Origin of the sequence: Propionivibrio sp., from assembly GCF_049316945.1 — a bacterium.
GTDB lineage: Bacteria > Pseudomonadota > Gammaproteobacteria > Burkholderiales > Rhodocyclaceae > Propionivibrio.
Genome location: NZ_JBMOJE010000099.1, coordinates 1 through 19,472, shown reverse-complemented (window position 1 = coordinate 19,472; position 19,472 = coordinate 1). Strand labels below are relative to the sequence as shown.

The following is a 19,472-nucleotide window of genomic DNA, read 5'->3' as shown; positions in this document are numbered from 1 at the left end:
GGGTGGCTCCATTAAGCCGCGATTCAAATGGCTCCATAGGGGCGCGAGATAACACTGCTCGGCCATGTTTCCACATGTAGAAACATCGCCGGCCCAGCATCGCGGAGCTATACGGGGAGAATCCACTCTGGGGAGCAATGCGATGACAAGCAAAATACAACAAGGACAACATTACCGTTCCAAAGCGTTATACCTACTAGCACGCTTGGGTTATGCATCAACGCGCCAAATTGCGAAAGCGATCTGGGGGCATTGCGACATCAGCACAAGAAAAATGGCATCGCGCACACTCCGCCGATTGCTCGCAGACGGCCATGTGGTGGAGCGACGTGATGGCGATACTGTTACCGGCGAGCGGATGGTCGGATTGACGAAATCAGGCGCGTTGCAACTTGCTCATTTTGTTTCTCTGCCCGGCAATTGCGAACATACGCGAGACAGACTAAGGCATGCTCATAGTCATCGCTCGGCTGCGAACTCAGTCTATTCCTCGGTTGCAGGTGATCTGCTCGACCTAGATATCGGTTGGAGTGAGCTGGAAATCAGAGCAGGAGATGCGCCACACGAATTGGCGTCGTTCCGCTTCCGCTGCAATGAACAAAATCAGCAGAAGATTCCGGACATCCTTTTTGATTTCGCCGGCAACATTACCTGGGTTGAAGTTGAAAACAACTGGCGATCTTCAAATGATTTCGTCAAGTTGGTGGCGTTTTTGCGTGCGATGTTTTCAATGGAGCGGCCACTAATCCAAGATGTTTTGTTTGTCATCACTGCACCAGGGGCCAAGACCATAGGAGACCGGCTGCGGGCGGAGCTCTGCCACAACGACCCGGTTGATGCCACGCCTCGCCAACTCCGGACTCTCGACGCCCATCTGCTCGCCGAGCGAATCCGAGTGATGTTTTTGGATGCCGACAGCCTCGAACTAAAGACAGTTTTTCCGATAAGAGAATCGGGGCTGGTGCTTTAAACGACGATCCGATTTTCGTGATTATCGGGCACCAAGATTGCTGCTGCGCAGCAGATATTGAAGCAAGGAATGGTATCGAAATATTTGGCTACCGGCTGCCACCCTTAGCAGACAGTCATCCCTCGTCATTAGCCGAACCATCGTAATGAATGGTTCCCGTTTTTTGCTCAAGCAGCATCACGCGACTGCCCCGGAGCACTTGTCCATCCCGACCATGGCACAATAATCCACCAACAGGGTTCCGCCGGTTCGTTCTAAATATTGAACCCTGGATGTTTCCGGCCGTGGCAGACCAATGAAGCATCGACGTGAGGCTGCGCAAGTTTCCTGAGTGCTATCTCCAGCGCGTCGCATCGTGCGACGGGCGGAAAAAGATCGCGGCGCAACATGTTAATCATCGTCGCTGTGTGCATCAGCGCTTCCCACGTGCCGCTTTTGCCTTGAACTCATCATTGAGAATACTTGAGACGGAGTTTTCCGGCAGGCTCTGGACCAAACCAGTCGGGTGAAAGCTTATCGCGCCAATCCACTGTTTTCTCCCAGGCCTGGCTTTGGCTATTCCATGCATGCACATCAAGCATGGTGGATTTGGCCGCAATGCTTGCGGCTGTCGGCATGGCAATTTTCAGTGCCGTAGCTTCGGGTAAAAATGGGGCGATGGCCTGCCCGATCGCCATGCCTTCAGTCAGATGGGCTGCATAGTCAAAATTTTTGACCGCTTGCGCTTCATAGCCCAGCAGATCCGGGTTTTTGTACTCACCACTCCAGCGAGCAATCCGTTCGGTCAGCGCACTGCCCAAGGACGCCAGAAAGCCTGCCTCGGGGCGAGCGTGGCGGGTATACAGGCCGCCCAATACATCCGGGTAGAGCCCAAGAGTTTCTGAAACCGGCCCTTGCCTGAGCTCCCACGAGTTCAGCCCGCCCGCCTGACGCAGCATGGCCCAGCCACGCTGGTGCCTGGAAACCAGCCATATGGAGGCAGTTTCTCGATCCTCCAGATCATCTTGCGGCGCTTCATATTCAGGGAGCACCCGTCCCTTATACCAATCCGGAAGATTGCAGGTTTCCTCGAAGGAATAATCCAAGTTGAGTCTGCTCAGAGCGGTGTCGCCCTCGCTTACTAGATTGGGGTCTGCGTCATAGTCAAGAATCAATCGCATCGCTGCCAAATGGGAGTGCTGGCTCAAAGCATGCAGCAGATATTCCAAGAACCGCTGTTCAATGGGGAGGTTGGGATTCGCCCCGGCGACCAACAGAGCTTCGAGTATTGCCAGCCATGACGGCTGTTCGTATTCTAGCAACAGAGCAACGGCATCTTCATGCCAGCCCAGCATGGATCGCTCCTGGTCATAGGCATTGGTGTCTGCGCCTAAGGCCAAGGCAGCTTTGACGCCTTCAAGCGATTGTTGCTTGATGGCGGCGAGGAGTTGTCGTTGTGCGTCTGACATCTGGATTCACCCTTTCATGCACACCAACTGTTTCAGGGTGTGCAGAATTTCGGTCAAGTCATTCTGGTTGCCCGTCTGACCACAAGCCGAAGCGACGGGCGTGTGCCCCCTGCTCGGCGTCCTCATACCGTTATGCATCCTCACACGATTGATCCCTCGCGTATTTCTCGTACCACCATGCCAAACCCAGGGTTACTTGTGTGTAACCGGCATCGAGGGTCTTCGGGCACTGATTCATCCGGCAACTCGAATCTGCCACCATCACTTTGCCACTGATCGTTTCTGCCGAGGAGCTGACGTTCAGCACCAGAGTATTTTCAACTCCAGGTATGAGCCTGAAGCGGGGGATGTATAAGGTGACTTGGTTAAGTGGGTTGACGGGTTAAAAATCAAGTCTAAGGGTTTACGTCAAAAGCAGGTAGTCAGTCGTTACGGTTTGCTTTTGATCTTGATTTCAAAAGCATATATATGCGGGTTTTGGGGTTAGCGCCCGCAGGGCTCCCGGCAGGCGGATTGCGCAGCAACCCGTTTGTCCGGCAAGCGGAGCGCGACAGTCGTACAGATCGCCTTAGAGCGATGCCCGGCGCGTTGGTTTTACAAACCATGCAAACAATTCAGTCTTGGCGCGTTGCATTGCCTGGGCGGCCGCCAAGTCCGTCTGCGACTTCGCCTGCGCCTGCAAAGCTTCCAGCGTGATGCCTGGTTTGAGGGTGGCCAAACCCTTCTCGCACAACTGCGCCAAGCTTTCCAGCGGCGTCTTCACATCCTTGTGCTTATAGCGCTTGATGATCTTGCCTTTGGGGTTAATGATCTCGGTGGCAAACAGGCACGGACGGTGCAAGTTCAGCCAAGGATTGAAGATTTCCTGGTAGAACGCATTGATCTGTTTTGCATATTGCTGGGGATATGCACGTAGCCCATGTGCTTGCGCAAAACACTGACGTTCTTGCTCTCGGCCAAGGCATTATCGTTGCTCTGGCGCGAGCGTGATTTGGTTTGCTCGATGCGTAGTTTCTCAAGAACCTCATGTATTTCCATTCAGAAGTGAGCCTGAAGTGAAAATTTTAAACCTGCATTAATAAATGGGTTGCGAGAAGCACTGCATGGGTCAGCTGGGCTGGCTATAGACGAACCGAAAGTATTCATTTTCACGGCTCTGTCTTGAGGGAAGCGCTGGGCATCCCGGATCGATTGGTTTCAGAAAAATGTTACCCACGGATGAACCACGCCGAATTTCGCTACGGGATAATCAAGCGGCGACCGGCTCATGGATGGCGATCAAGTCGGCAATGCTGCAATGAAGCACGGCAATGAGTCCGCCCAGCACCATTGTCGATACATGGCTTGATTGCCCATCGACGATGCGGATCAACTGGGGAACCGATATTTTGACGCCGATTCCGTCGAGCAGGCGCTGGAGGGCAGCGACAGAACGAATGCCACGTTCGGCCATGACGACACGGACACGAAACGCAAGCGGAACAGGGCGGCCAGGGGCCGCAAAAGACTTGGACATGGTGTCGATCCTCACAAAACGACAGGGTGCCACAGGGAGAACATAAGTTCTGAAGCCCGTAGTGTAACAAAACAATCATTTCATGAAATAAATTTACACAAGATGCTTGACAGCACAAAATCAACTCTGCATAATCCGCCATCATTCAACAAATAGGTCGGCGACGGCCCGCACAACCAAGGATCATGAAAAAACACCTCATCACCCAACTCGCAAGCAGACAGATACCGGCCAATGCCGGCCTGTCCCCATGCGCACTTTCCAAGCGCCATGGTTTCGCGCGTCCATGGATGATGATTTCGACACGAACACCCTCAAGCTTTAAAACATCACGCTTTAGCCACCCACATAACACGCCGTCGTTTTATCGGAACAACAACCCCCTCCGGGAGGGGCGGATCATGGCAACGTAGCCTGACCGCCCATGGCAATTTAGCCAGAGCCCGGATCTCCGCAAGGAATCCGGGCTTTGTGTTTCTGGTTTCAAAAATCTTTCCGTTCGCGGAAGGTCCGCCGCAGAACAGTGATGCGGTTCGCTCTTAAACAATTTGGATGCGGTTAAATCATTGACCGTCAACGCGGGTTGCCCTCACACCTCCAGCATTGACGATCGATGGCCCAGGCGCGCCGCTGGCCTGTCCATTCGCCCCCGAATGGAAAACAGCGGCGCCCCAATCACATCAAGGAAAAGGAGGTTCGCCATGAGGTAACTACTCACTACTGGAGAACATCATGTCTCGTACATATCGGCGGCGTCATGCCTGCCACAACTTGGACTGGGTGCTGCGTGATTACAGCTGGAACAACGGCTGGATGCAGCGAACTATCCTCGACCCCAAAGGCCCTGCTGGAAAGAAGGCATTGGCCAGGTACTACTCGGATGCTGGTTTTGGCGATTATGGTCATGCCACCGCACCTCACTGGTACCGCCGCTATCTCAATCATCGAGCCGATCGACGTGAAGCACAGGAACTGAACCGTTGGTTCAAGAACTCGGAACATGAAGTCTTGTTGCCTCGTCGTGTCAGTGATGCGAGCTGGTATTGGTAAAAACACTTTGAGAAGGAAACAAATGCACCACAAAAGAAAACGCTGCAAAAACGCCCGTGCTGGTTGCTTGCTCTGCAAACCCAACAAAATGAATGGATGGGCAAAACACAGGGTACTCGGACACACCGGATTCGGAAAACTGCGGCGGGAGATCGCTGCATTAGAAAATCTTAAGGAGATGATCTGATGAAACTCAAAATCAAACCGCGCAATCCCTTCGTGGCAAGCGCCAAATTTCGCAAGGCTGGGCCTCATGAGAAATCATTCAAAGCCCAGCGCCGTCAGGCAGTGATTGCGCTGGCTCGCATCATCAAAGCTTTACCGGAGTACCGACAAAAAGACATTCTGATGGCGTGTCTTTCTTTCGGTACTCAGATTAGCCTCTCTGGCGTAAGTGGTCTGCGCGCCTGTTTGAAGAACAGGAGGATGCCGTTCGATTCGGCGGGGAGGCACCAAGTTCGATGGTGTTCGTAGTGTAGTGGACTGCATTTCTGACTGTGAATCAGAAGGTACCGGATCGATACCGGTCGAACACCCCACAGATATGCCGGTATAGCTCAGTTGGTCAGAGCACTCGCCTTGTAAGCGAGGGGTCCTCCGTTCGAATCGGAGTTCCGGCACCAAAAATACCGCATCTAAATGACCGAAAGAATTTATGTAGGCTCATTTCTTGAGCCTTTGCGATGAAAAAATGCACCACATACCAGTGGGTTGAGTAACGAAAACGTGTCGGCACCCTGGTCGTCGCGCATTTATTGGAGGGCATTATGCCTATTAGAGAAGTTATAACTTCGCAACGTGTCCCGGTAAAAATCTGGACGAACGATGTTGATGAACGATCAAAAGAGCAACTGAGTAATATCGCCAGTCTGCCCTTCATCCACCATCATGTGGCGGCCATGCCTGACGTGCATCTTGGCATCGGCGCGACCATCGGTTCGGTGGTTGCCACACACAAAGCCATTATCCCGGCCGCCGTCGGCGTGGATATCGGCTGCGGCATGGTGGCCTGCCGGTTGTCGATCACCGCCAACGACATCGAGGAAAAGTCACTGAAGAAAGTCTTCGACCAGATCAGCCGCGATGTCCCGGTCGGCCGGGCGCAGCATCGCGACGAGCGTGTGTTGATCGATGCGGCACGTCCGTTCGAGGCACGTCTGGATGCCATGACCGCCAAGCATCCTGAACTGCTCAAATCTTTTGGGCGGTTCTCGAAATGGGTCAATCAGATGGGAACGCTGGGTGGGGGTAACCATTTCATCGAGGTCTGCCTTGATGAATCCAGCCAAGTCTGGATCATGCTGCATTCGGGAAGTCGGGGCATCGGCAATGCGATGGCGGATTACTTCATCAAACTGGCCAAGCGGGATATGGAGCAGTGGATGATCCATCTGCCAGATCAGAATCTCGCCTATTTCCCGGAAGGTTGTGAGCACTTCGATGATTACGTCGAAGCGGTCACTTGGGCGCAGGAGTATGCCTTCAAAAATCGTCAGTGCATGGTCGATTTGGTGTTGGCTGCCTTGGCTCGTCATCTCCCAGCCTTCGAGGTCACCAGCGAGGTGGTTAATTGCCACCACAACTACGTGGCCCAAGAGCATCACTACGGCGCCAATGTCTGGGTCACCCGCAAGGGTGCGATTCGGGCACGTGAAGGCGATCTCGGGATCATTCCCGGCAGCATGGGAGCCAGGAGTTTCATCGTACGCGGCAAGGGCAACCCGGAAAGCTTCAACTCAAGCGCACACGGCGCAGGGCGCAGGATGAGCCGGACAGCAGCTGAGAAGCTATTCACCGAGGCCGACATGGTGCAGCAGACCGAAGGCGTGATCTGCCGCAAGGACAAAGGTGTGGTTGATGAAATTCCGGGGGCTTACAAGGACATTGACCAGGTCATGGAGAATCAGAGCGACCTGACCGACATTCTGCACACGCTGAAACAGGTAGTCTGTGTGAAAGGATAATCAAAATGAAATCCGTATTTGAACTGAGCATCACTGAAGATTCTGATGGTAGCCTCAATGCAACGATGATGGTTGATGGCAAGCCTTTCGGTGAAGATTGTGTGGACCTGGTTGATCTAAAGAAAAGCGCCATCATTTCCGGGGCCCCACTGAGTCAATAAAGCCCGCTTTGGGGGAACCATTTCACCGTACGAAATGTACGGAATCGAAGGAGATGGCTGAGCGGGACGCAACCCCGAAAAAAGCCCGTTGGGGGGTAACCACGGCACCTGCTTTCGGAGCAGGGGCGGAAGCCGTGGCTGGCGATCCATCCCCCCACCTTTTCAATACAAATGGCGAGCTAGAATCATCCATTTCAGTAATTTCGATAGTGCTGAGATCGTGTCGAGAGCCTCTGGCTTCTGTCAATGCTTTTTCCGGAATTGAGAAATAAAATGAACACGAAACACTCTGTTTCACCGGAAATACGGGAAGAAATATCGGCCAACCTCAAAGCCATAGAGTCCCGACATGATGTCACGATCCTTTTTGCCTGCGAGTCTGGCAGCCGGGGTTGGGGCTTCGCTTCTCCAGATAGCGATTACGACGTCCGTTTTATCTATGTGCATCGGCTGCCATGGTATTTGCAGGTTTCAGTCCCGCGCGACGTGATTGAAGAACCGATTAGCGGCGATCTGGACATCAACGGATGGGAACTGCGTAAAGCCTTGGGCTTGCTCAAGAAAGGCAACGCCACGTTGATTGAGTGGCTGGATTCACCGATCATCTACAGCGCTGATGAATCGTTCATTTCACAACTGCGCGAGGCGGCACGCCAGACGCACCAGCCCGAGCGGTCATTTCATCACTATGTGCATATGGCGCGCAAAAATCACCGTGACTATCTGCATGGTGACAAAGTTCGCCTCAAAAAATATCTCTACGTATTGCGCCCACTGCTGGCCACGCTCTGGATCGAACAAGGTCGTGGAGTTGCGCCCATGCCGTTTCAGTCATTGGTTGATACGCTTATTTCTGATGCCGAATTACTGGCGGCCATTGAACAGCTGCTCGTATATAAGCGTGCTGCCAAGGAATCAGAGTACGGTCGCCCATTGCCAGTCATTAACCAGTTTATCGCCAAAGAACTGACCCGATTGGAATCTATCCTGCCGCCGGTCATTAGAGATACGGACTTTTCAGTGCTGGATCAGTTGTTGATGGATGTGGTGATGCAACAGACAAGTGATTAAGGGGGGGCTTAAAAACATTCAGGCTCGCTATTTGAGCCTCTGACGCTTTAACCTGAGTCTGTTTTCCTCTTGCGTAGCCTTACCCTGCACAGAAGACTGGAGTAGCAGGTGGCCGGTGGGACCAGAACCGGCTGCCAATTCAGGATAGCTCAGTTAAAACGTGTGATCGCTCCCAAGTTAAGTAAAGGGAGCGACAACAAAAGATTCACCAAAGGAGTTGATGATGCCTAGTCATGGAAATCACTGGACAGCCCTGTACGGCAACGATGCGGACATCGAAGCGATGATCGTCCGCAATCTTCAAGAGAGCAAGTTGATCGATACGTTTTCTTGCGTTGATGTCACCCATGAAACAGAACGAGCAGAAGAGGTGACCTGCCTCCGCTGGGGTAATGGGTCAATCGTCGAGGATGTATTGATTGTTACGGATACGCCAAAGCAGTCGCGGTTCTTGTTCAGCAGCTATCCCGTGCTCCGCGATGGCATTCGGCACACAGTGACGGTCGACCGCGTAGAACCATGGGAATATGGCATCGAAGGCTGGCTGCACGTACTGGCCACAGAGGATGAAATCCACCTCAGTTTTTTTGATACCCGTTATTACGCAGGCAGCGCCGCATTGCAAGCTGGCCAGCAGATTGAGGTTTGTCTCGCAGGTCTGGCTTATTCGCTTGAGCCAGCGGCACAAAGCTCAATTGAAATCACTGAGGGACCATTTTGGGAAATGCAAAAGCAGCGTCGCCTTGATGATGGTGATTCACCCGAGGAATCTGCCAAACCTGTAACCATCATTCTTTCCGGGATGGCCGCATTCTTCCCGCGCAGTGGTGAAGACTGCGATGACGCTGAGTTTCAGGGCGTGATCGAATCTATTGCTACCGTGACACATGCTGGAAAAACCATCTACCGGTTGGAAATCGTTGTCCTGCGTCCCGGTGATGAGAAATTCAGATTACCTATTTTCGTGTCCGAGGCCGTGCTTGATGGTTATGTGCCGCGCCTGGGCGAAGATGTTCAAGGTGTGATGTGGATACAGGGCTATTTGCTGGGACCGCTTGAGGGTGAGGGCTGATCAATGCCTGCAAAAACACGGATGAACCTTAAAAAAATCATTCTAGGTGGCCAAACCGGCGTTGACCGAGCTGACCTTGATTGGGCGATAGCACACGGCATACCTCATGGTGGCTGGTGTCCGGTTGGGCGCTTGGCAGATGGTTTCACATCGGTGGCTTTAGATGCACTTTTACCCATGACGGCAGCGAGACAATAAATGGAAGCCATCATTCTGTGTGGTATTCAAGGAGCAGGAAAAAGTACCTTTTGTCGCGACCGGTACTGGGAAAGCCACATCCGTCTCAACTACGACATGCTGCGCACGCGCCACCGTGAAAAGTTAATGCTTGCCGCCTGCATCGAATCAAAGCAGTCCTTTGTGGTTGATGCAACCAACCCGACCATCCTGGATCGTGAGCGGTATGTCAGCCAAGCCAAAGCTGCCAAGTTCAAAGTGATCGGCATTCAATTTGTTGTGCCCGTTGAGCTTGCCGTCGGTCGCAATGCAATGCGCGCCACTAAGCAATGCGTTCCCAATAAGGCCATTTACGCAACCGCTGCAAAATTTCAGCCGATTACCTTCGCGGAAGGATTTGATGAGCTTTGGTTGGCCATCGTGAGCGCCGACGGCATTGAGTTAAAGGAGAAAGATAGTGCGATTTGATGATATTGACGCGCGGATGCGCGTATTTGAAACCAATCACGACCACTGTGTTCTGCCGGGGCTTTATATCGTGGCGCGTATTGATGGTCGAAGCTTTACCCGCTTGACTCGGGAGAGGCACCCCTTCGAAGCGCCTTACGATCCGCGTTTCCGTGATTTGATGCTGGAGACGGTTCAACACCTCATGAATTGTGGGTTTCAGGCGATCTACGCTTACACCCAGAGCGATGAGATATCGATCCTTTTCCATCCCAATGAAAGCAGCTTTTCTCGCAAGGAACGGAAATTCATTTCCATCCTTGCCGGAGAGGCCAGTGCCCGGTTTTCCTTGTCGCTAGGTGATGTGGCAGCTTTTGACGCACGCATCTCTTTGCTGCCCTCACAAAACTTGGTCATTGATTATTTCCGTTGGCGTATGGAAGACGCTTCACGCAATTGCTTGAATGGGCATTGTTACTGGTCGTTGCGAGAGGAAGGCATCAGTGCCGGAGATGCGACTCAACAACTCAAGGGCATGAGCAATCCCCAAAAACATGATCTGATATTTGCTCGCGGCAAAAACTTTAATGACCTCCCAAGCTGGCAAAAGCGCGGCAGCGGCGTCTACTGGCAAGAGGTCTCCGTCAGCGGCGTAAATCCAATGACTGGCCAGGAAAAAAATACCGCCCGACGATCATTAGTCACCGATATCGAGTTGCCATTGGGTGAACCCTACGAGGATTTATTGGCATCAATTCTCCTGGATGGCGTTGCCAATCGGTCGCCAATCCTTGAAGATGTCAAGTAGTTCGTGTATTTCGACAATCAACCGGGACTTGCTAGTGGATGGCCATGAGTATCCAAAGCTTCAGCAACTGAACAAGAAAGACATCACCATCGTCGTTGCTCCTGAGCGCGGCGAAGACCTGAATGTGCGCGAAATGGCACGGCGCATCATGAAGCTGACCGCAATCTGTTAGCCAAAGCTATCGCATGGGCCTTTGCCCATAAGCCGATCATCGAGGCTGAATGGCAAAAATTGAACGGATAATGACGATGCGCGAAAAACTGCCCAGAATCGAATCTGCCAGCGCTAAAGATGGCTTGCGCTTGGCCCTTCAATTTGCTGACGGATGGACGGCGACCGTCGATTTGTCGCGCTTTATTACCGACTTCACAAGCCTTGCTGCTTTGGCTGACCCGGCACTGTTTGCTCAGGCTTCGATTGATGAATGGGGGGCTGGCGTTACTTGGGATAATGAAGGGCCGCTGTCGATTGCTGCGACCACGCTTTACTGGCTTGCCGCTGAGCAATCTGGCGAGGATTCCCAGCGCTTTGACGCATGGATGGCACAACACGGCTTTTCGTCCAGCAAGGCGGCTGGCGTGCTTGGTATGACGCGGCGAAGCATCATCAGCTACCGCACCGGAAGTCAGCCCACCCATCCCCAAGGTGGTGGCGCTGGCTTGCAAGGGGTGGGAAGTTGAGCACGGGCGATAGCTTGATGAATGAAATGAAATGAAAAATGACGATTTGACGGACTTTGAACGCGGCTTGCTCGAATCTATCGGGCAAATGAAGCGTGGAGAATTTGCCGAGGTGCACACGCCAGAAAGCATCACGGCGCGTCTTGCTCGCCCTGTTGCAAGTGTACAGAAATCAACAAAGCGCCCAACGACATTGCGGCTTGACGAAGCGGCTTTAGCGCGCTGGCGAGCTTCCGGTAAGGGGTGGCAAACCAGGGCGGCAGAGTTGCTCGCTAAACATGCGCCGTGAGTCACCGTCATGCCGCCTTGCCGAATAGGTTAGTTTTGCGCTGGCTCGGCGGCAGGGAAATGTCCTTCGTCTTTAGCCGGGACGCAATACGGGCTGCACCACAGCGTTTAACTGGATCTATTGGAGGCCGCCTCTGGCTCCAATGGGGCGCGATTTGTCACGGTCACTGCGTAATCCTGGTGGATTCGCTTGGTCATATCAAATAGTCCTATGGAGAGTTCAAAACACAAAATGCCGGTTAATTCCGACTAATTTGTATTTTGATAGGACGCAAACAGGCGATTCGGGGCGTTTTTCGGTTTTGACGAAAGGGATGGGTGCTGGATTGGTGCAAAATGCAGGGTATATAAATCAGGGAAAAACAAATGAGCGCCATGACGCCGGAACGGTTCATTAGCATTTGGAAAGATAACGACCTCAATGAAGAAGCTGGAGCACAGGCGCATTTTGAGGACTTGTGCGACCTTCTTGGTGTGCCAAAGCCGCGCAACAAGGGAGATTACTGCTACGAGCGAAAAGCCGCCAAAGCTGAAGGAAAGCAGGGATATGCCGACGTGTGGATGAGCAGACACTTCGGATGGGAAAACAAAGCGCCAGGAGAGAACCTGAAAAAAGCACTGGCACAGCTAAAAAACTATTCAGGTTCCCTTGGAAACCCACCGCTGCTGATTGTATGTGATCGCCTGCGAATTGAAATCAACGTCGAATTCCAGTATTACCCGACTGAGACTCACTCAATCCTTATCCACGAGATTGGCACCCCTGAAAACCTTCAAAAACTCAAATGGGTATTCACCGACCCGCAAAAGCTACGCCCGGAAAGAACAATCGCCGCCATCACCACCGAAGCCGCAGAAAAGTTTTCAAACATCGCAAAAACCATGAGAGAACGCGGTCTGAACGGCCAGCACGTAGCCCATTTTCTTGTGCAATGCCTGTTCTGCATGTTTGCCGAAGACGAAAATCTGTTGCCGGAAATGGCCTTCACGAAGCTGCTGGAAAAGTCTGTAGGAGACCCGGAAAGGGCCGCTAATCGGCTGTCGGAATTGTTCAAACACATGAAAAATGGCGGCGACTATGGCGACTTAAGTATCGCCTGGTTCAACGGCGGACTGTTCAAAACCGTATTAATTCCCCATTTGATCGCCGCCGACCTGAGCGCCTTGCATCGCGCCTCCGCTGACATGGATTGGCGAGCCATTGACCCGACCATTTTCGGCACACTGTTCGAGCGCGGCCTTGACCCGGAGGATCGTGCGCCGCTTGGTGCCCACTACACCGACATTGGCACCATTGGCAAGCTGATAAACCCGCTGATTAGCGAACCGTTGACGGCTGAATGGGAGAGCGTCAAACAGGTTATTGCAACAGAAAAAGGAAAAGGAAAAGGAAGGGGAAAGAAAGGCAATGCGAACAAGGCAACGACAGATGCCTACCAAGGATTCATGTTGCGCTTGAACAGCTATCGCGTTCTTGACCCGGCCTGCGGATCGGGAAACTTTCTCTACCTCGCCCTCAAGGCACTGCGTGATATAGAAAAGCAAGTTCATGTCGAAGCGCAAGAATTTGGAATTCAGGCTGAGCTTGCGATGCAGACCGGGCCGCACAACATTCTCGGTATCGAAATAAACGAATTCGCCGCCGAACTGGCTCGCGTTACCGTCTGGATAGGCGATATTCAATGGTGCCGACGCAACGGCTACCAGCACGCGATAAATCCCATCCTGCAACCGCTGGATAGCATCGAGCACCGGGACGCCTTGCTAAACAAAAATGGCAGCGAGGCGAAATGGCCGAAGGCGGATGTGATCGTGGGTAATCCGCCGTTTCTCGGTGACAAAATCATGCGTGGCGAATTGGGCGATGCCTACGTTAACCTCTTGCGCAATCGTTTTGAGGGCCGCGTCCCGGGTGGCGCCGATCTGGTCATTTACTGGTTTGAAAAAAGTCGCGCCCAGATCGAAGCCGGGCTGTGCCAACGCGCCGGACTGGTCGCAACCAACTCGATACGCCAAAAGCGCAACCGCGTGGTGTTGGAACGAATTCTGGAAAGTACGCAAATTTTTGAAGCTTGGTCGGATGAAGACTGGATCAACGAAGGAGCGGCAGTGCGGGTTAGCTTGGTGTGTTACGGACAAGCAGAAAGCAAGCGGCTTGATGGCAACCCCGTGGCGGCGATCTTTTCCGACCTGACCGGTAGCGCACAAGGCGGACAGGCGCTGGACCTCACGCAGGCCAAACCACTACTCAGCAACAAAGAACGTTCGTATTTTGGTATCTGCTTGGCGGGCCCTTTCAAAGTGGATACGGCGACGGCCTTGGCGTGGCTGAAAGACAGCGGCAATCCGAACGGTCGCCCGAACAGCGACGTGGTGCGGCCAATCTATAACGGCTCCGACGTAACTCGGCGTTGGGCGGACAACTGGGTGATTGATTTCGCTGGGATGGAAATGACAGATGCAGCGGATTTCCTCGCGCCGTTCGCCTATATTGAAGCTAAGGTCAAACCGTTACGTAGCGGGAATCGCGAAGCGTCAAGAGCGGAAAGGTGGTGGCGGCATGGTCGTTATCGACCGGAGTTACGTGCAGCTCTACACGGTCTCACCCTTTTTATTGCCACCTCAGAAACTGCCAAACACCGCTTTTTTATTCGTTTGCCGGTGCAGGTCGCGCCTGAACATAGACTCATTGTCATACCCCGACAAGACGATGCAACTTTGGGCATCCTCTCGTCACGTATCCATTGTGTTTGGGCGCTCGCGGTCGGTGGCTCTTTGGAAGATAGACCGGTTTACAACTCTAGTCTTTGTTTTGAAATGTTTCCCTTTCCACCCGGCTTTGACCTAAAATCGAAGCCCACAGGTTGGATTGGTCCGCAGGGCGTAACCCAAGATTTGGCGGTGCCATCGGGGCCAAACGTCGGGTTACGCGATAAAGCCGCTAACCCGACCTACGAAGAAGCCATCGCCCGAACCGCTGCTGACCTTGATGACTGGCGCGAAAAATGGCTCAACCCGGAAGGCTGGCTGGACTGGGAAATTACGCCAGAAGAACAAACTGCCGGTTTTCCGCCACGGCCAGTTCCTAAAACGGAAAAGACCGTGGAATGGAAGAAGCGCACCCTGACCAACCTCTATAACGAAATGCCTACCGGTCTGAAACTGCGCCAGGAAAAACTCGACAAAGCCGTAGCCGCCGCTTACGGATGGACCGATTACAGCCCAGCCACCACCGACGATGAAATCCTGCGCCGCCTGTTGGCTATGAATCTTGCGCACAAACCCACTATTCCAACGAATGGCGACGATACCAAAAAATCAAAAACCCAAAAAAGGAAGGGAGCGAAAACATGAGCCGAACAGGATGGAGCCGAGGGACTGAATTTGAATCTAAAAAGGGGCTGGAAATCGCACTGATTAAGGCTGAATTTGACGGCCAAAGTTTTTTATTACCTTCTGGTGAGGCATTACCTTTATTTAAAATTGGAGCAAAAGTAGATATTCGCGTTTCTGTTACCTATTTTCAAGACCAAAAACAAGCCCGACCATATGCGACATCAAAGTCAGTTGAGTTGTTGCCTGCCGGTACTCGCTTGTTTGCAGTCGTCAAGAACCTTTCTGCAAAAGATGATTACGAATTTTTAACACCCCCAGAGCGACAGTTTTCGCCAGTGGAGCGGCAAGACCGCGATTATGTTAAATGGTGTCTTGAGCAAATGCGAAGATCGGGATTTGCTCAAGGTGTCGAGCCGCTTAACCCGGAAGGTGCGGTAGAAGTTGTACTTCAGAAACCGCTCATGCTTACACTTCGCGGAGACAAAAAACCGAAACTGGAACATTGCTATTGCGAGATTCCCTATTTCGCCCACACAGAAGATAGGCAAAATGGGCAAGCACACAGTCTTAATCATGCGTTTACAAAAATTTCCGAATACTTTGAAACTGATCGTATCTCGCACACGGGTAACGCTTTCACTAGGTATTTTTGCGAGCACATAGGGCGCTTCCAACGGATCGACGCTCTGGCCAGTTTGATGAAATAACACATCCGCTGAAAAAACGCCCGCCCACGCAGCCCTTGATACCGCCGTCGACGCCGCCTATGGCTGCAAAGACAAGCCCGACGACGCCCCGCGCGTCGCTTTTCTCTTTGTGCAGTACCAGACACTAACCGCCATCAAACCGGGGCCCGCCAAGCGGACATAGCCTGAGAGCCGCATGAATAGGTGCTCTACAGCATGTATGGAAATCAGGCCACCGAGTCCGTCTTCAGCCAGCCTTTGACGGCCTCATTTACCCGCGTGCGCTAAAGAGATTTGCACAACCTGCAAGGTTGCTTAAGCCCAAGGGACTGGGTGGTCACCAGGGCATCACTTCGGAGTCAGCATGAAACCGTGAAAACTATTCAACCGAGTGCCAACCCGAAAAACAGGCTTTACGCGCTTCAAACCATCCATCCTCCGATATTTGCCCAACCGTACGTCACAAGTTGGATATCTTGTTTCGCTCGGGGTCTTTCTGCCAGTCGGCTTTGAAGTGCGTGGCACGCGGCCTGCATTCCTGCCAAGCCTCCCGTTTTGAAATACTCCAGCCCGATCTCTCGAGTTCTGGCGTACTGCGGGTAGTCTTCAACTGCCGGATAGCCGTGCCGTGCCGCCCACTTATTTGCCAGTTTGTTTAGTTCAAACAACTCGTCAAGAAGTGAAATGGCTGGCACGTTTTCTTCCTTGGGTAGTGGCTTGGGCTTATCAACATCGGCACAGCAATTTTTCTGGTCTTCATCGAGCTCGCAAATACTTTCCTGCGCCACTATGGGTTCAATATTTCTCGGTACCAATACAGTATCTCCGGGCCTGTCGGCGAGCGATTTTCGAGAGAAGGCCGTTTTGCAATGCACACAGTGTGCACCCACGAAACACTGATTTTTGCACAGGCGTTTCTTGGTGTGAGAACAGCCTGTTTTCTCACAATATGAGCACCGGTAAGCCTCGGTTTTGCAGGTGCTGCAACTAACACTTTCAATGAAAAGGTTGAGATCATAATGCGGATCATTGTCGTAGCGTCCGGATTCGACATACTCAACCGCCTCTACGATGCTCAGATCGCCATCCAGACCTTCCAGCCAGTAGCACGGCTCGCCTTTGGGATGGTCAGGCAGTAGCAAGGCGATCCGGGAAGGATTATCTCCGACCCATGCCAAAAAGTGACCGGTGGAAGCCTTCACAAACTTTGCATTCGCTAGCTCGCGACGGATCGCGTAGTCCCCTGCGGCCATCTTTGAAGAAAGTCGGACACGAAAACTCGGAAAATAGTAGGTCACAGATGCTCCGGTTGGAAAAGGTAAGCAACAATTTAACTTGCTACTCGCGTCGTCAATAGCTAGTACAAAGAGATCCTTCGAGCCACCGCGTGACGATGGTTTGGCTGGAAATCGCTGCCCGGCCCGAGCACGGCAAGTTGATCACGTTCGCGAGAGCGCCAACGTTTATCGCCTATTCACCTGCGCGGCACCCATTAGCGGCACATCTCGCTGCCCAGCTCTTTTCTGTTTGGCAAAAGTAGGAGAGAGCCATCCGCCAGAATTTCCCTGCGCTCTTCTGGAGTGTCTTCAAACGCTTCATAAATAACGCGTGCGCTGTCTCCCAGCTCTGCTTTCAAACGCCGTGCCAAGGATAATCCTTGGCAATGAAAAGCTTCCCAGTCGAGGCCGCATGTTGAGTCCCCTGGCCAACACTCTTCTTCGTAATGTTTTTGCCATGCGACGAATGCTTCATGCAATTCCTGAGAGATCGGGTGTTGGCCATACCACCCACTTTCCGCTGCATTACATATTCCGACGCCGTTATACTCGATTCCGTCATCAATCGTCCAGCTATAAGCCCCACCGAAGTCAGGCATGATCGTGTAAATGATTTTCGGCGCGCCGGCATGCGCGACATCCTTTTCACCACCCATCGCTCTCTCTCCACCTACAGACGGAACATCAATCATGGCCACCAATCCATGTCCATTGTTTGTTGAAAAAAACATCACGCGAGTCTTATCGCCAAAAAATTCCTGTAACTGGCGGCAAATATCGACTTCTTCCCGCTCATGCTTGGCATACCAAGCGTTGTCACCTAGCTTTTCTGGAGGATCGAAGGTTTCATCGTGATCACGCTTCCAGACAAGTTTCGGGATTGAGCAATTGTACCCGGGTGACGGTATAAAATTTGTTCGTTAGCTGAAACGAGATGGCTCGTCACAGCAAGCAGTTTCTCCGCAGGTCTGCTCAAAAATCGCAATTAGTGGGCGATTTTCTTCACGCCACCCCGAGAACAGAGCCATATTTTTTTCATCGCCATCGTCACAGACCCAAGGGGGGCTGGCAGAAATTTGACCATGATATTTGGCGGTGGTATTTCTGGAAGCTCAGCCAGGGATCGTGGTGCATCCCAATGGTCATGGTCGCGAAAAATTGGGGTTGTGCTGACCACCTCGGCCGCACGTTCAAGAAAATAATCAAATCCTCCGATGCCAATTCTTTCTTTCGCAAAAAGGAGATCAAAGCCGACAAAGGGACACATTCGCAGGTTTCCGTAGAATGAAATCAGACGCGGAGGCTGAGTCGAAGGTACCGGCCTTGACGGCGTTGTCCTTCAGTGATTCGACGAACTTGGATACCTCGGCAGTCTCGCGCTTGAAGTAATCCTGGTGGATTCGCTTGGTCATATCAAATAGTCCTATGGAGAGTTCAAAACCCAAAATGCCGGTCAACTCCGACTAATTCGTATTTTGATAGGACGCAAACAGGGAATTTGAGGCGTTTTCCGGGTTTGTTGTAGGCGTTGATTTGGGACGCCAGGTGGGATTCGGTTAATAGTAGAATGTTCACTTATCTTATCTATTTGATAAATTTGTTTGATTTGTATTTACGCATTCGATAAAATAAAAACATGGAAAAGAAGAAATCCCACTACAGCCTATCCGCCATCAAAGCACTTATTGAGCGCGATGGCCTGATGGTCTTTACGGCAACGGCTCGTTCCGGGTTCATGGGCATGGGCTTGTCTGCGACGGAGGCATTAGCGGTTATGGCTTCGTTGTCAGCCGGAATGCTGTTCAAGTCCATGACGACACATGCAGATAATAAGCTTTGGCAGGATGTGTATCACGCTCCATGCCCGAATGGAAAGACGGCCTACATCAAGATGACGATGCAGAGTGGTGCAGTGGTAATTCAATTCAAGGAGAAATGAGATGAGCGTTCGTAAACCGAAATACTGCCTCCAGTGCGATGACGGAACGGAGATGGAACTGAAGATCAAGGATGTGACGGTACAGGCGCATGGTGTGACCCGCTCAGTACCCGAAGTGGCCGGCTGGCACTGCCCGAAGTGCAGCGATATAGAGTTTGTCGATAAGGATGGCTCAGATCGCCACATGGAGGCAATGAGCACCGCTTGGGAAGAGTCAAGGGCGGAAGAATCGGTGTCGCTGCGCGCCATCCGAAAGAAGCTTGGGCTGAAGCAGGCCGATGCAGGAAGGCTATTCGGTGGCGGCGTGTCGGCCTTTTCCGACTACGAACGCGGAAAGCGGCAACCCCACAAATCGACTGTCCTACTGTTGAAACTGCTTGGTCGACACCCGGAATTGCTGAAGGAATTGACGTAAAAGCCGCTGCTTAAAGATAAAATTTCGTGTGCTTGGAATTGACAACAAGGGGAGAAAATAAATGAGCGCTATGACGCCGGAACGGTTCATTAGCATTTGGGAAGATAATGATCTCAATGAAGAAGCTGGAGCACAGGCGCATTTTGAGGACTTGTGCGACCTTCTTG

The 19,472-nt window shown here is 52.3% G+C and carries 24 protein-coding genes, 3 tRNA genes and 1 pseudogene; 20 read left to right on the top strand and 8 right to left on the bottom strand.

Annotation, left to right across the window (positions count from 1 at the left end):
- Positions 1-142 precede the first annotated feature (142 nt).
- Positions 143-970 carry a hypothetical protein gene (locus ACOYNV_RS19165; RefSeq protein ID WP_422901409.1) on the top strand — a complete coding sequence of 276 codons (828 nt, stop codon included), beginning with the start codon at positions 143-145 and terminating at the stop codon, positions 968-970.
- Positions 971-1,419: 449 nt separating this feature from the next.
- On the opposite strand, the gene ACOYNV_RS19160 is transcribed toward ACOYNV_RS19165, so the two are convergent.
- From ACOYNV_RS19160 to ACOYNV_RS19145, 4 genes are all read right to left on the bottom strand, one after another.
- Positions 1,420-2,418 carry a hypothetical protein gene (locus tag ACOYNV_RS19160; RefSeq protein WP_422901408.1) on the bottom strand — a complete coding sequence of 333 codons (999 nt, stop codon included), beginning with the start codon at positions 2,416-2,418 and terminating at the stop codon, positions 1,420-1,422.
- A 568-nt stretch (positions 2,419-2,986) separates the two neighbouring features.
- The gene (locus ACOYNV_RS19155; RefSeq protein ID WP_422901407.1) at positions 2,987-3,259 is read right to left on the bottom strand and encodes a hypothetical protein; all 273 of its coding nucleotides are present in this window, start codon (positions 3,257-3,259) and stop codon (positions 2,987-2,989) included.
- 2 nt (positions 3,260-3,261) lie between these two features.
- Complete coding sequence (locus tag ACOYNV_RS19150) at positions 3,262-3,456, bottom strand: hypothetical protein (protein WP_422901406.1); 195 nt, start codon at positions 3,454-3,456, stop codon at positions 3,262-3,264.
- 211 nt (positions 3,457-3,667) lie between these two features.
- On the bottom strand, positions 3,668-3,934 hold the full coding sequence (locus ACOYNV_RS19145; protein WP_422901405.1) for a helix-turn-helix domain-containing protein: 267 nt from the start codon (positions 3,932-3,934) through the stop codon (positions 3,668-3,670).
- A 732-nt stretch (positions 3,935-4,666) separates the two neighbouring features.
- Here ACOYNV_RS19145 and ACOYNV_RS19140 point away from each other — a divergent pair.
- From ACOYNV_RS19140 to ACOYNV_RS19060, 17 genes and pseudogenes are all read left to right on the top strand, one after another.
- Positions 4,667-4,984: a hypothetical protein gene (locus tag ACOYNV_RS19140; RefSeq protein WP_422901404.1), complete on the top strand. Its 318-nt coding sequence runs from the start codon at positions 4,667-4,669 to the stop codon at positions 4,982-4,984.
- A 379-nt stretch (positions 4,985-5,363) separates the two neighbouring features.
- A tRNA-Phe gene (locus tag ACOYNV_RS19135) sits at positions 5,364-5,439 on the top strand.
- A 9-nt stretch (positions 5,440-5,448) separates the two neighbouring features.
- Positions 5,449-5,523, top strand: a tRNA-His gene (locus ACOYNV_RS19130).
- 7 nt (positions 5,524-5,530) lie between these two features.
- Positions 5,531-5,607 (top strand) — tRNA-Thr (locus tag ACOYNV_RS19125).
- A gap of 144 nt (positions 5,608-5,751) precedes the next feature.
- Positions 5,752-6,948 carry an RtcB family protein gene (locus tag ACOYNV_RS19120; RefSeq protein ID WP_422901403.1) on the top strand — a complete coding sequence of 399 codons (1,197 nt, stop codon included), beginning with the start codon at positions 5,752-5,754 and terminating at the stop codon, positions 6,946-6,948.
- A 5-nt stretch (positions 6,949-6,953) separates the two neighbouring features.
- Positions 6,954-7,109, top strand: a complete 156-nt coding sequence (locus ACOYNV_RS19115) for a hypothetical protein (RefSeq protein WP_422901402.1) — start codon at positions 6,954-6,956, stop codon at positions 7,107-7,109.
- Between the two features lie 273 nt (positions 7,110-7,382).
- Complete coding sequence (locus ACOYNV_RS19110) at positions 7,383-8,180, top strand: nucleotidyltransferase domain-containing protein (protein ID WP_422901401.1); 798 nt, start codon at positions 7,383-7,385, stop codon at positions 8,178-8,180.
- Positions 8,181-8,400: 220 nt separating this feature from the next.
- Entirely contained in the window at positions 8,401-9,252 is an 852-nt protein-coding gene (locus ACOYNV_RS19105; protein ID WP_422901400.1) for a hypothetical protein, read from the top strand.
- Between the two features lie 3 nt (positions 9,253-9,255).
- Complete coding sequence (locus ACOYNV_RS19100; RefSeq protein ID WP_422901399.1) at positions 9,256-9,450, top strand: YpsA SLOG family protein; 195 nt, start codon at positions 9,256-9,258, stop codon at positions 9,448-9,450.
- Positions 9,451-9,897 carry an AAA family ATPase gene (locus ACOYNV_RS19095; protein WP_422901398.1) on the top strand — a complete coding sequence of 149 codons (447 nt, stop codon included), beginning with the start codon at positions 9,451-9,453 and terminating at the stop codon, positions 9,895-9,897.
- Entirely contained in the window at positions 9,887-10,684 is a 798-nt protein-coding gene (locus tag ACOYNV_RS19090; RefSeq protein WP_422901397.1) for a tRNA(His) guanylyltransferase Thg1 family protein, read from the top strand. Before ACOYNV_RS19095 ends, ACOYNV_RS19090 begins: the two co-directional genes overlap by 11 nt.
- A gap of 34 nt (positions 10,685-10,718) precedes the next feature.
- Positions 10,719-10,856 carry a hypothetical protein gene (locus ACOYNV_RS19085; protein ID WP_422901396.1) on the top strand — a complete coding sequence of 46 codons (138 nt, stop codon included), beginning with the start codon at positions 10,719-10,721 and terminating at the stop codon, positions 10,854-10,856.
- A gap of 49 nt (positions 10,857-10,905) precedes the next feature.
- On the top strand, positions 10,906-11,364 hold the full coding sequence (locus tag ACOYNV_RS19080; protein ID WP_422901395.1) for a DUF2442 domain-containing protein: 459 nt from the start codon (positions 10,906-10,908) through the stop codon (positions 11,362-11,364).
- A 31-nt stretch (positions 11,365-11,395) separates the two neighbouring features.
- Positions 11,396-11,653: a BrnA antitoxin family protein gene (locus ACOYNV_RS19075; protein WP_422901394.1), complete on the top strand. Its 258-nt coding sequence runs from the start codon at positions 11,396-11,398 to the stop codon at positions 11,651-11,653.
- Positions 11,654-12,018: 365 nt separating this feature from the next.
- Complete coding sequence (locus ACOYNV_RS19070) at positions 12,019-15,006, top strand: class I SAM-dependent DNA methyltransferase (RefSeq protein ID WP_422901393.1); 2,988 nt, start codon at positions 12,019-12,021, stop codon at positions 15,004-15,006.
- Positions 15,003-15,695: a hypothetical protein gene (locus tag ACOYNV_RS19065; RefSeq protein WP_422901392.1), complete on the top strand. Its 693-nt coding sequence runs from the start codon at positions 15,003-15,005 to the stop codon at positions 15,693-15,695. The genes ACOYNV_RS19070 and ACOYNV_RS19065 overlap by 4 nt, the downstream gene beginning before the upstream one ends.
- Before the next feature lie 31 nt (positions 15,696-15,726).
- Positions 15,727-15,858, top strand: a pseudogene (locus ACOYNV_RS19060) (hypothetical protein); the annotation flags it as partial.
- 238 nt (positions 15,859-16,096) lie between these two features.
- Here ACOYNV_RS19060 and ACOYNV_RS19055 read toward each other — a convergent pair.
- From ACOYNV_RS19055 to ACOYNV_RS19040, 4 genes are all read right to left on the bottom strand, one after another.
- Entirely contained in the window at positions 16,097-16,972 is an 876-nt protein-coding gene (locus ACOYNV_RS19055; RefSeq protein WP_422901391.1) for a hypothetical protein, read from the bottom strand.
- A 194-nt stretch (positions 16,973-17,166) separates the two neighbouring features.
- Complete coding sequence (locus ACOYNV_RS19050) at positions 17,167-17,643, bottom strand: hypothetical protein (protein WP_422901390.1); 477 nt, start codon at positions 17,641-17,643, stop codon at positions 17,167-17,169.
- A 293-nt stretch (positions 17,644-17,936) separates the two neighbouring features.
- Positions 17,937-18,218, bottom strand: a complete 282-nt coding sequence (locus ACOYNV_RS19045; RefSeq protein ID WP_422901389.1) for a hypothetical protein — start codon at positions 18,216-18,218, stop codon at positions 17,937-17,939.
- Positions 18,196-18,363, bottom strand: a complete 168-nt coding sequence (locus ACOYNV_RS19040) for a hypothetical protein (protein WP_422901388.1) — start codon at positions 18,361-18,363, stop codon at positions 18,196-18,198. The genes ACOYNV_RS19045 and ACOYNV_RS19040 overlap by 23 nt, the downstream gene beginning before the upstream one ends.
- 224 nt (positions 18,364-18,587) lie before the next feature.
- On the opposite strand from ACOYNV_RS19040, the gene ACOYNV_RS19035 reads away from it, so the two are divergent.
- Complete coding sequence (locus ACOYNV_RS19035; protein ID WP_422901387.1) at positions 18,588-18,890, top strand: type II toxin-antitoxin system MqsR family toxin; 303 nt, start codon at positions 18,588-18,590, stop codon at positions 18,888-18,890.
- A 1-nt stretch (position 18,891) separates the two neighbouring features.
- A complete protein-coding gene (locus ACOYNV_RS19030; RefSeq protein ID WP_422901386.1) occupies positions 18,892-19,305 on the top strand; it encodes a type II toxin-antitoxin system MqsA family antitoxin in 414 nt (137 codons plus the stop codon).
- Positions 19,306-19,472: the final 167 nt, after the last annotated feature.

Bases quoted from the DNA above. Each gene is read 5' to 3' on its own strand.
- ACOYNV_RS19165 (WP_422901409.1), top strand. From the start codon at position 143: ATGACAAGCAAAATACAACAAGGACAACATTACCGTTCCAAAGCGTTA.
- ACOYNV_RS19160 (WP_422901408.1), bottom strand. From the start codon at position 2,418: ATGTCAGACGCACAACGACAACTCCTCGCCGCCATCAAGCAACAATCG.
- ACOYNV_RS19150 (WP_422901406.1), bottom strand. From the start codon at position 3,456: ATGGAAATACATGAGGTTCTTGAGAAACTACGCATCGAGCAAACCAAA.
- ACOYNV_RS19145 (WP_422901405.1), bottom strand. From the start codon at position 3,934: ATGTCCAAGTCTTTTGCGGCCCCTGGCCGCCCTGTTCCGCTTGCGTTT.
- ACOYNV_RS19140 (WP_422901404.1), top strand. From the start codon at position 4,667: ATGTCTCGTACATATCGGCGGCGTCATGCCTGCCACAACTTGGACTGG.
- ACOYNV_RS19120 (WP_422901403.1), top strand. From the start codon at position 5,752: ATGCCTATTAGAGAAGTTATAACTTCGCAACGTGTCCCGGTAAAAATC.
- ACOYNV_RS19115 (WP_422901402.1), top strand. From the start codon at position 6,954: ATGAAATCCGTATTTGAACTGAGCATCACTGAAGATTCTGATGGTAGC.
- ACOYNV_RS19110 (WP_422901401.1), top strand. From the start codon at position 7,383: ATGAACACGAAACACTCTGTTTCACCGGAAATACGGGAAGAAATATCG.
- ACOYNV_RS19105 (WP_422901400.1), top strand. From the start codon at position 8,401: ATGATGCCTAGTCATGGAAATCACTGGACAGCCCTGTACGGCAACGAT.
- ACOYNV_RS19100 (WP_422901399.1), top strand. From the start codon at position 9,256: ATGCCTGCAAAAACACGGATGAACCTTAAAAAAATCATTCTAGGTGGC.
- ACOYNV_RS19095 (WP_422901398.1), top strand. From the start codon at position 9,451: ATGGAAGCCATCATTCTGTGTGGTATTCAAGGAGCAGGAAAAAGTACC.
- ACOYNV_RS19080 (WP_422901395.1), top strand. From the start codon at position 10,906: ATGGCAAAAATTGAACGGATAATGACGATGCGCGAAAAACTGCCCAGA.
- ACOYNV_RS19075 (WP_422901394.1), top strand. From the start codon at position 11,396: ATGAAAAATGACGATTTGACGGACTTTGAACGCGGCTTGCTCGAATCT.
- ACOYNV_RS19070 (WP_422901393.1), top strand. From the start codon at position 12,019: ATGAGCGCCATGACGCCGGAACGGTTCATTAGCATTTGGAAAGATAAC.
- ACOYNV_RS19065 (WP_422901392.1), top strand. From the start codon at position 15,003: ATGAGCCGAACAGGATGGAGCCGAGGGACTGAATTTGAATCTAAAAAG.
- ACOYNV_RS19050 (WP_422901390.1), bottom strand. From the start codon at position 17,643: ATGATTGATGTTCCGTCTGTAGGTGGAGAGAGAGCGATGGGTGGTGAA.
- ACOYNV_RS19045 (WP_422901389.1), bottom strand. From the start codon at position 18,218: ATGTGTCCCTTTGTCGGCTTTGATCTCCTTTTTGCGAAAGAAAGAATT.
- ACOYNV_RS19040 (WP_422901388.1), bottom strand. From the start codon at position 18,363: ATGACCAAGCGAATCCACCAGGATTACTTCAAGCGCGAGACTGCCGAG.
- ACOYNV_RS19035 (WP_422901387.1), top strand. From the start codon at position 18,588: ATGGAAAAGAAGAAATCCCACTACAGCCTATCCGCCATCAAAGCACTT.
- ACOYNV_RS19030 (WP_422901386.1), top strand. From the start codon at position 18,892: ATGAGCGTTCGTAAACCGAAATACTGCCTCCAGTGCGATGACGGAACG.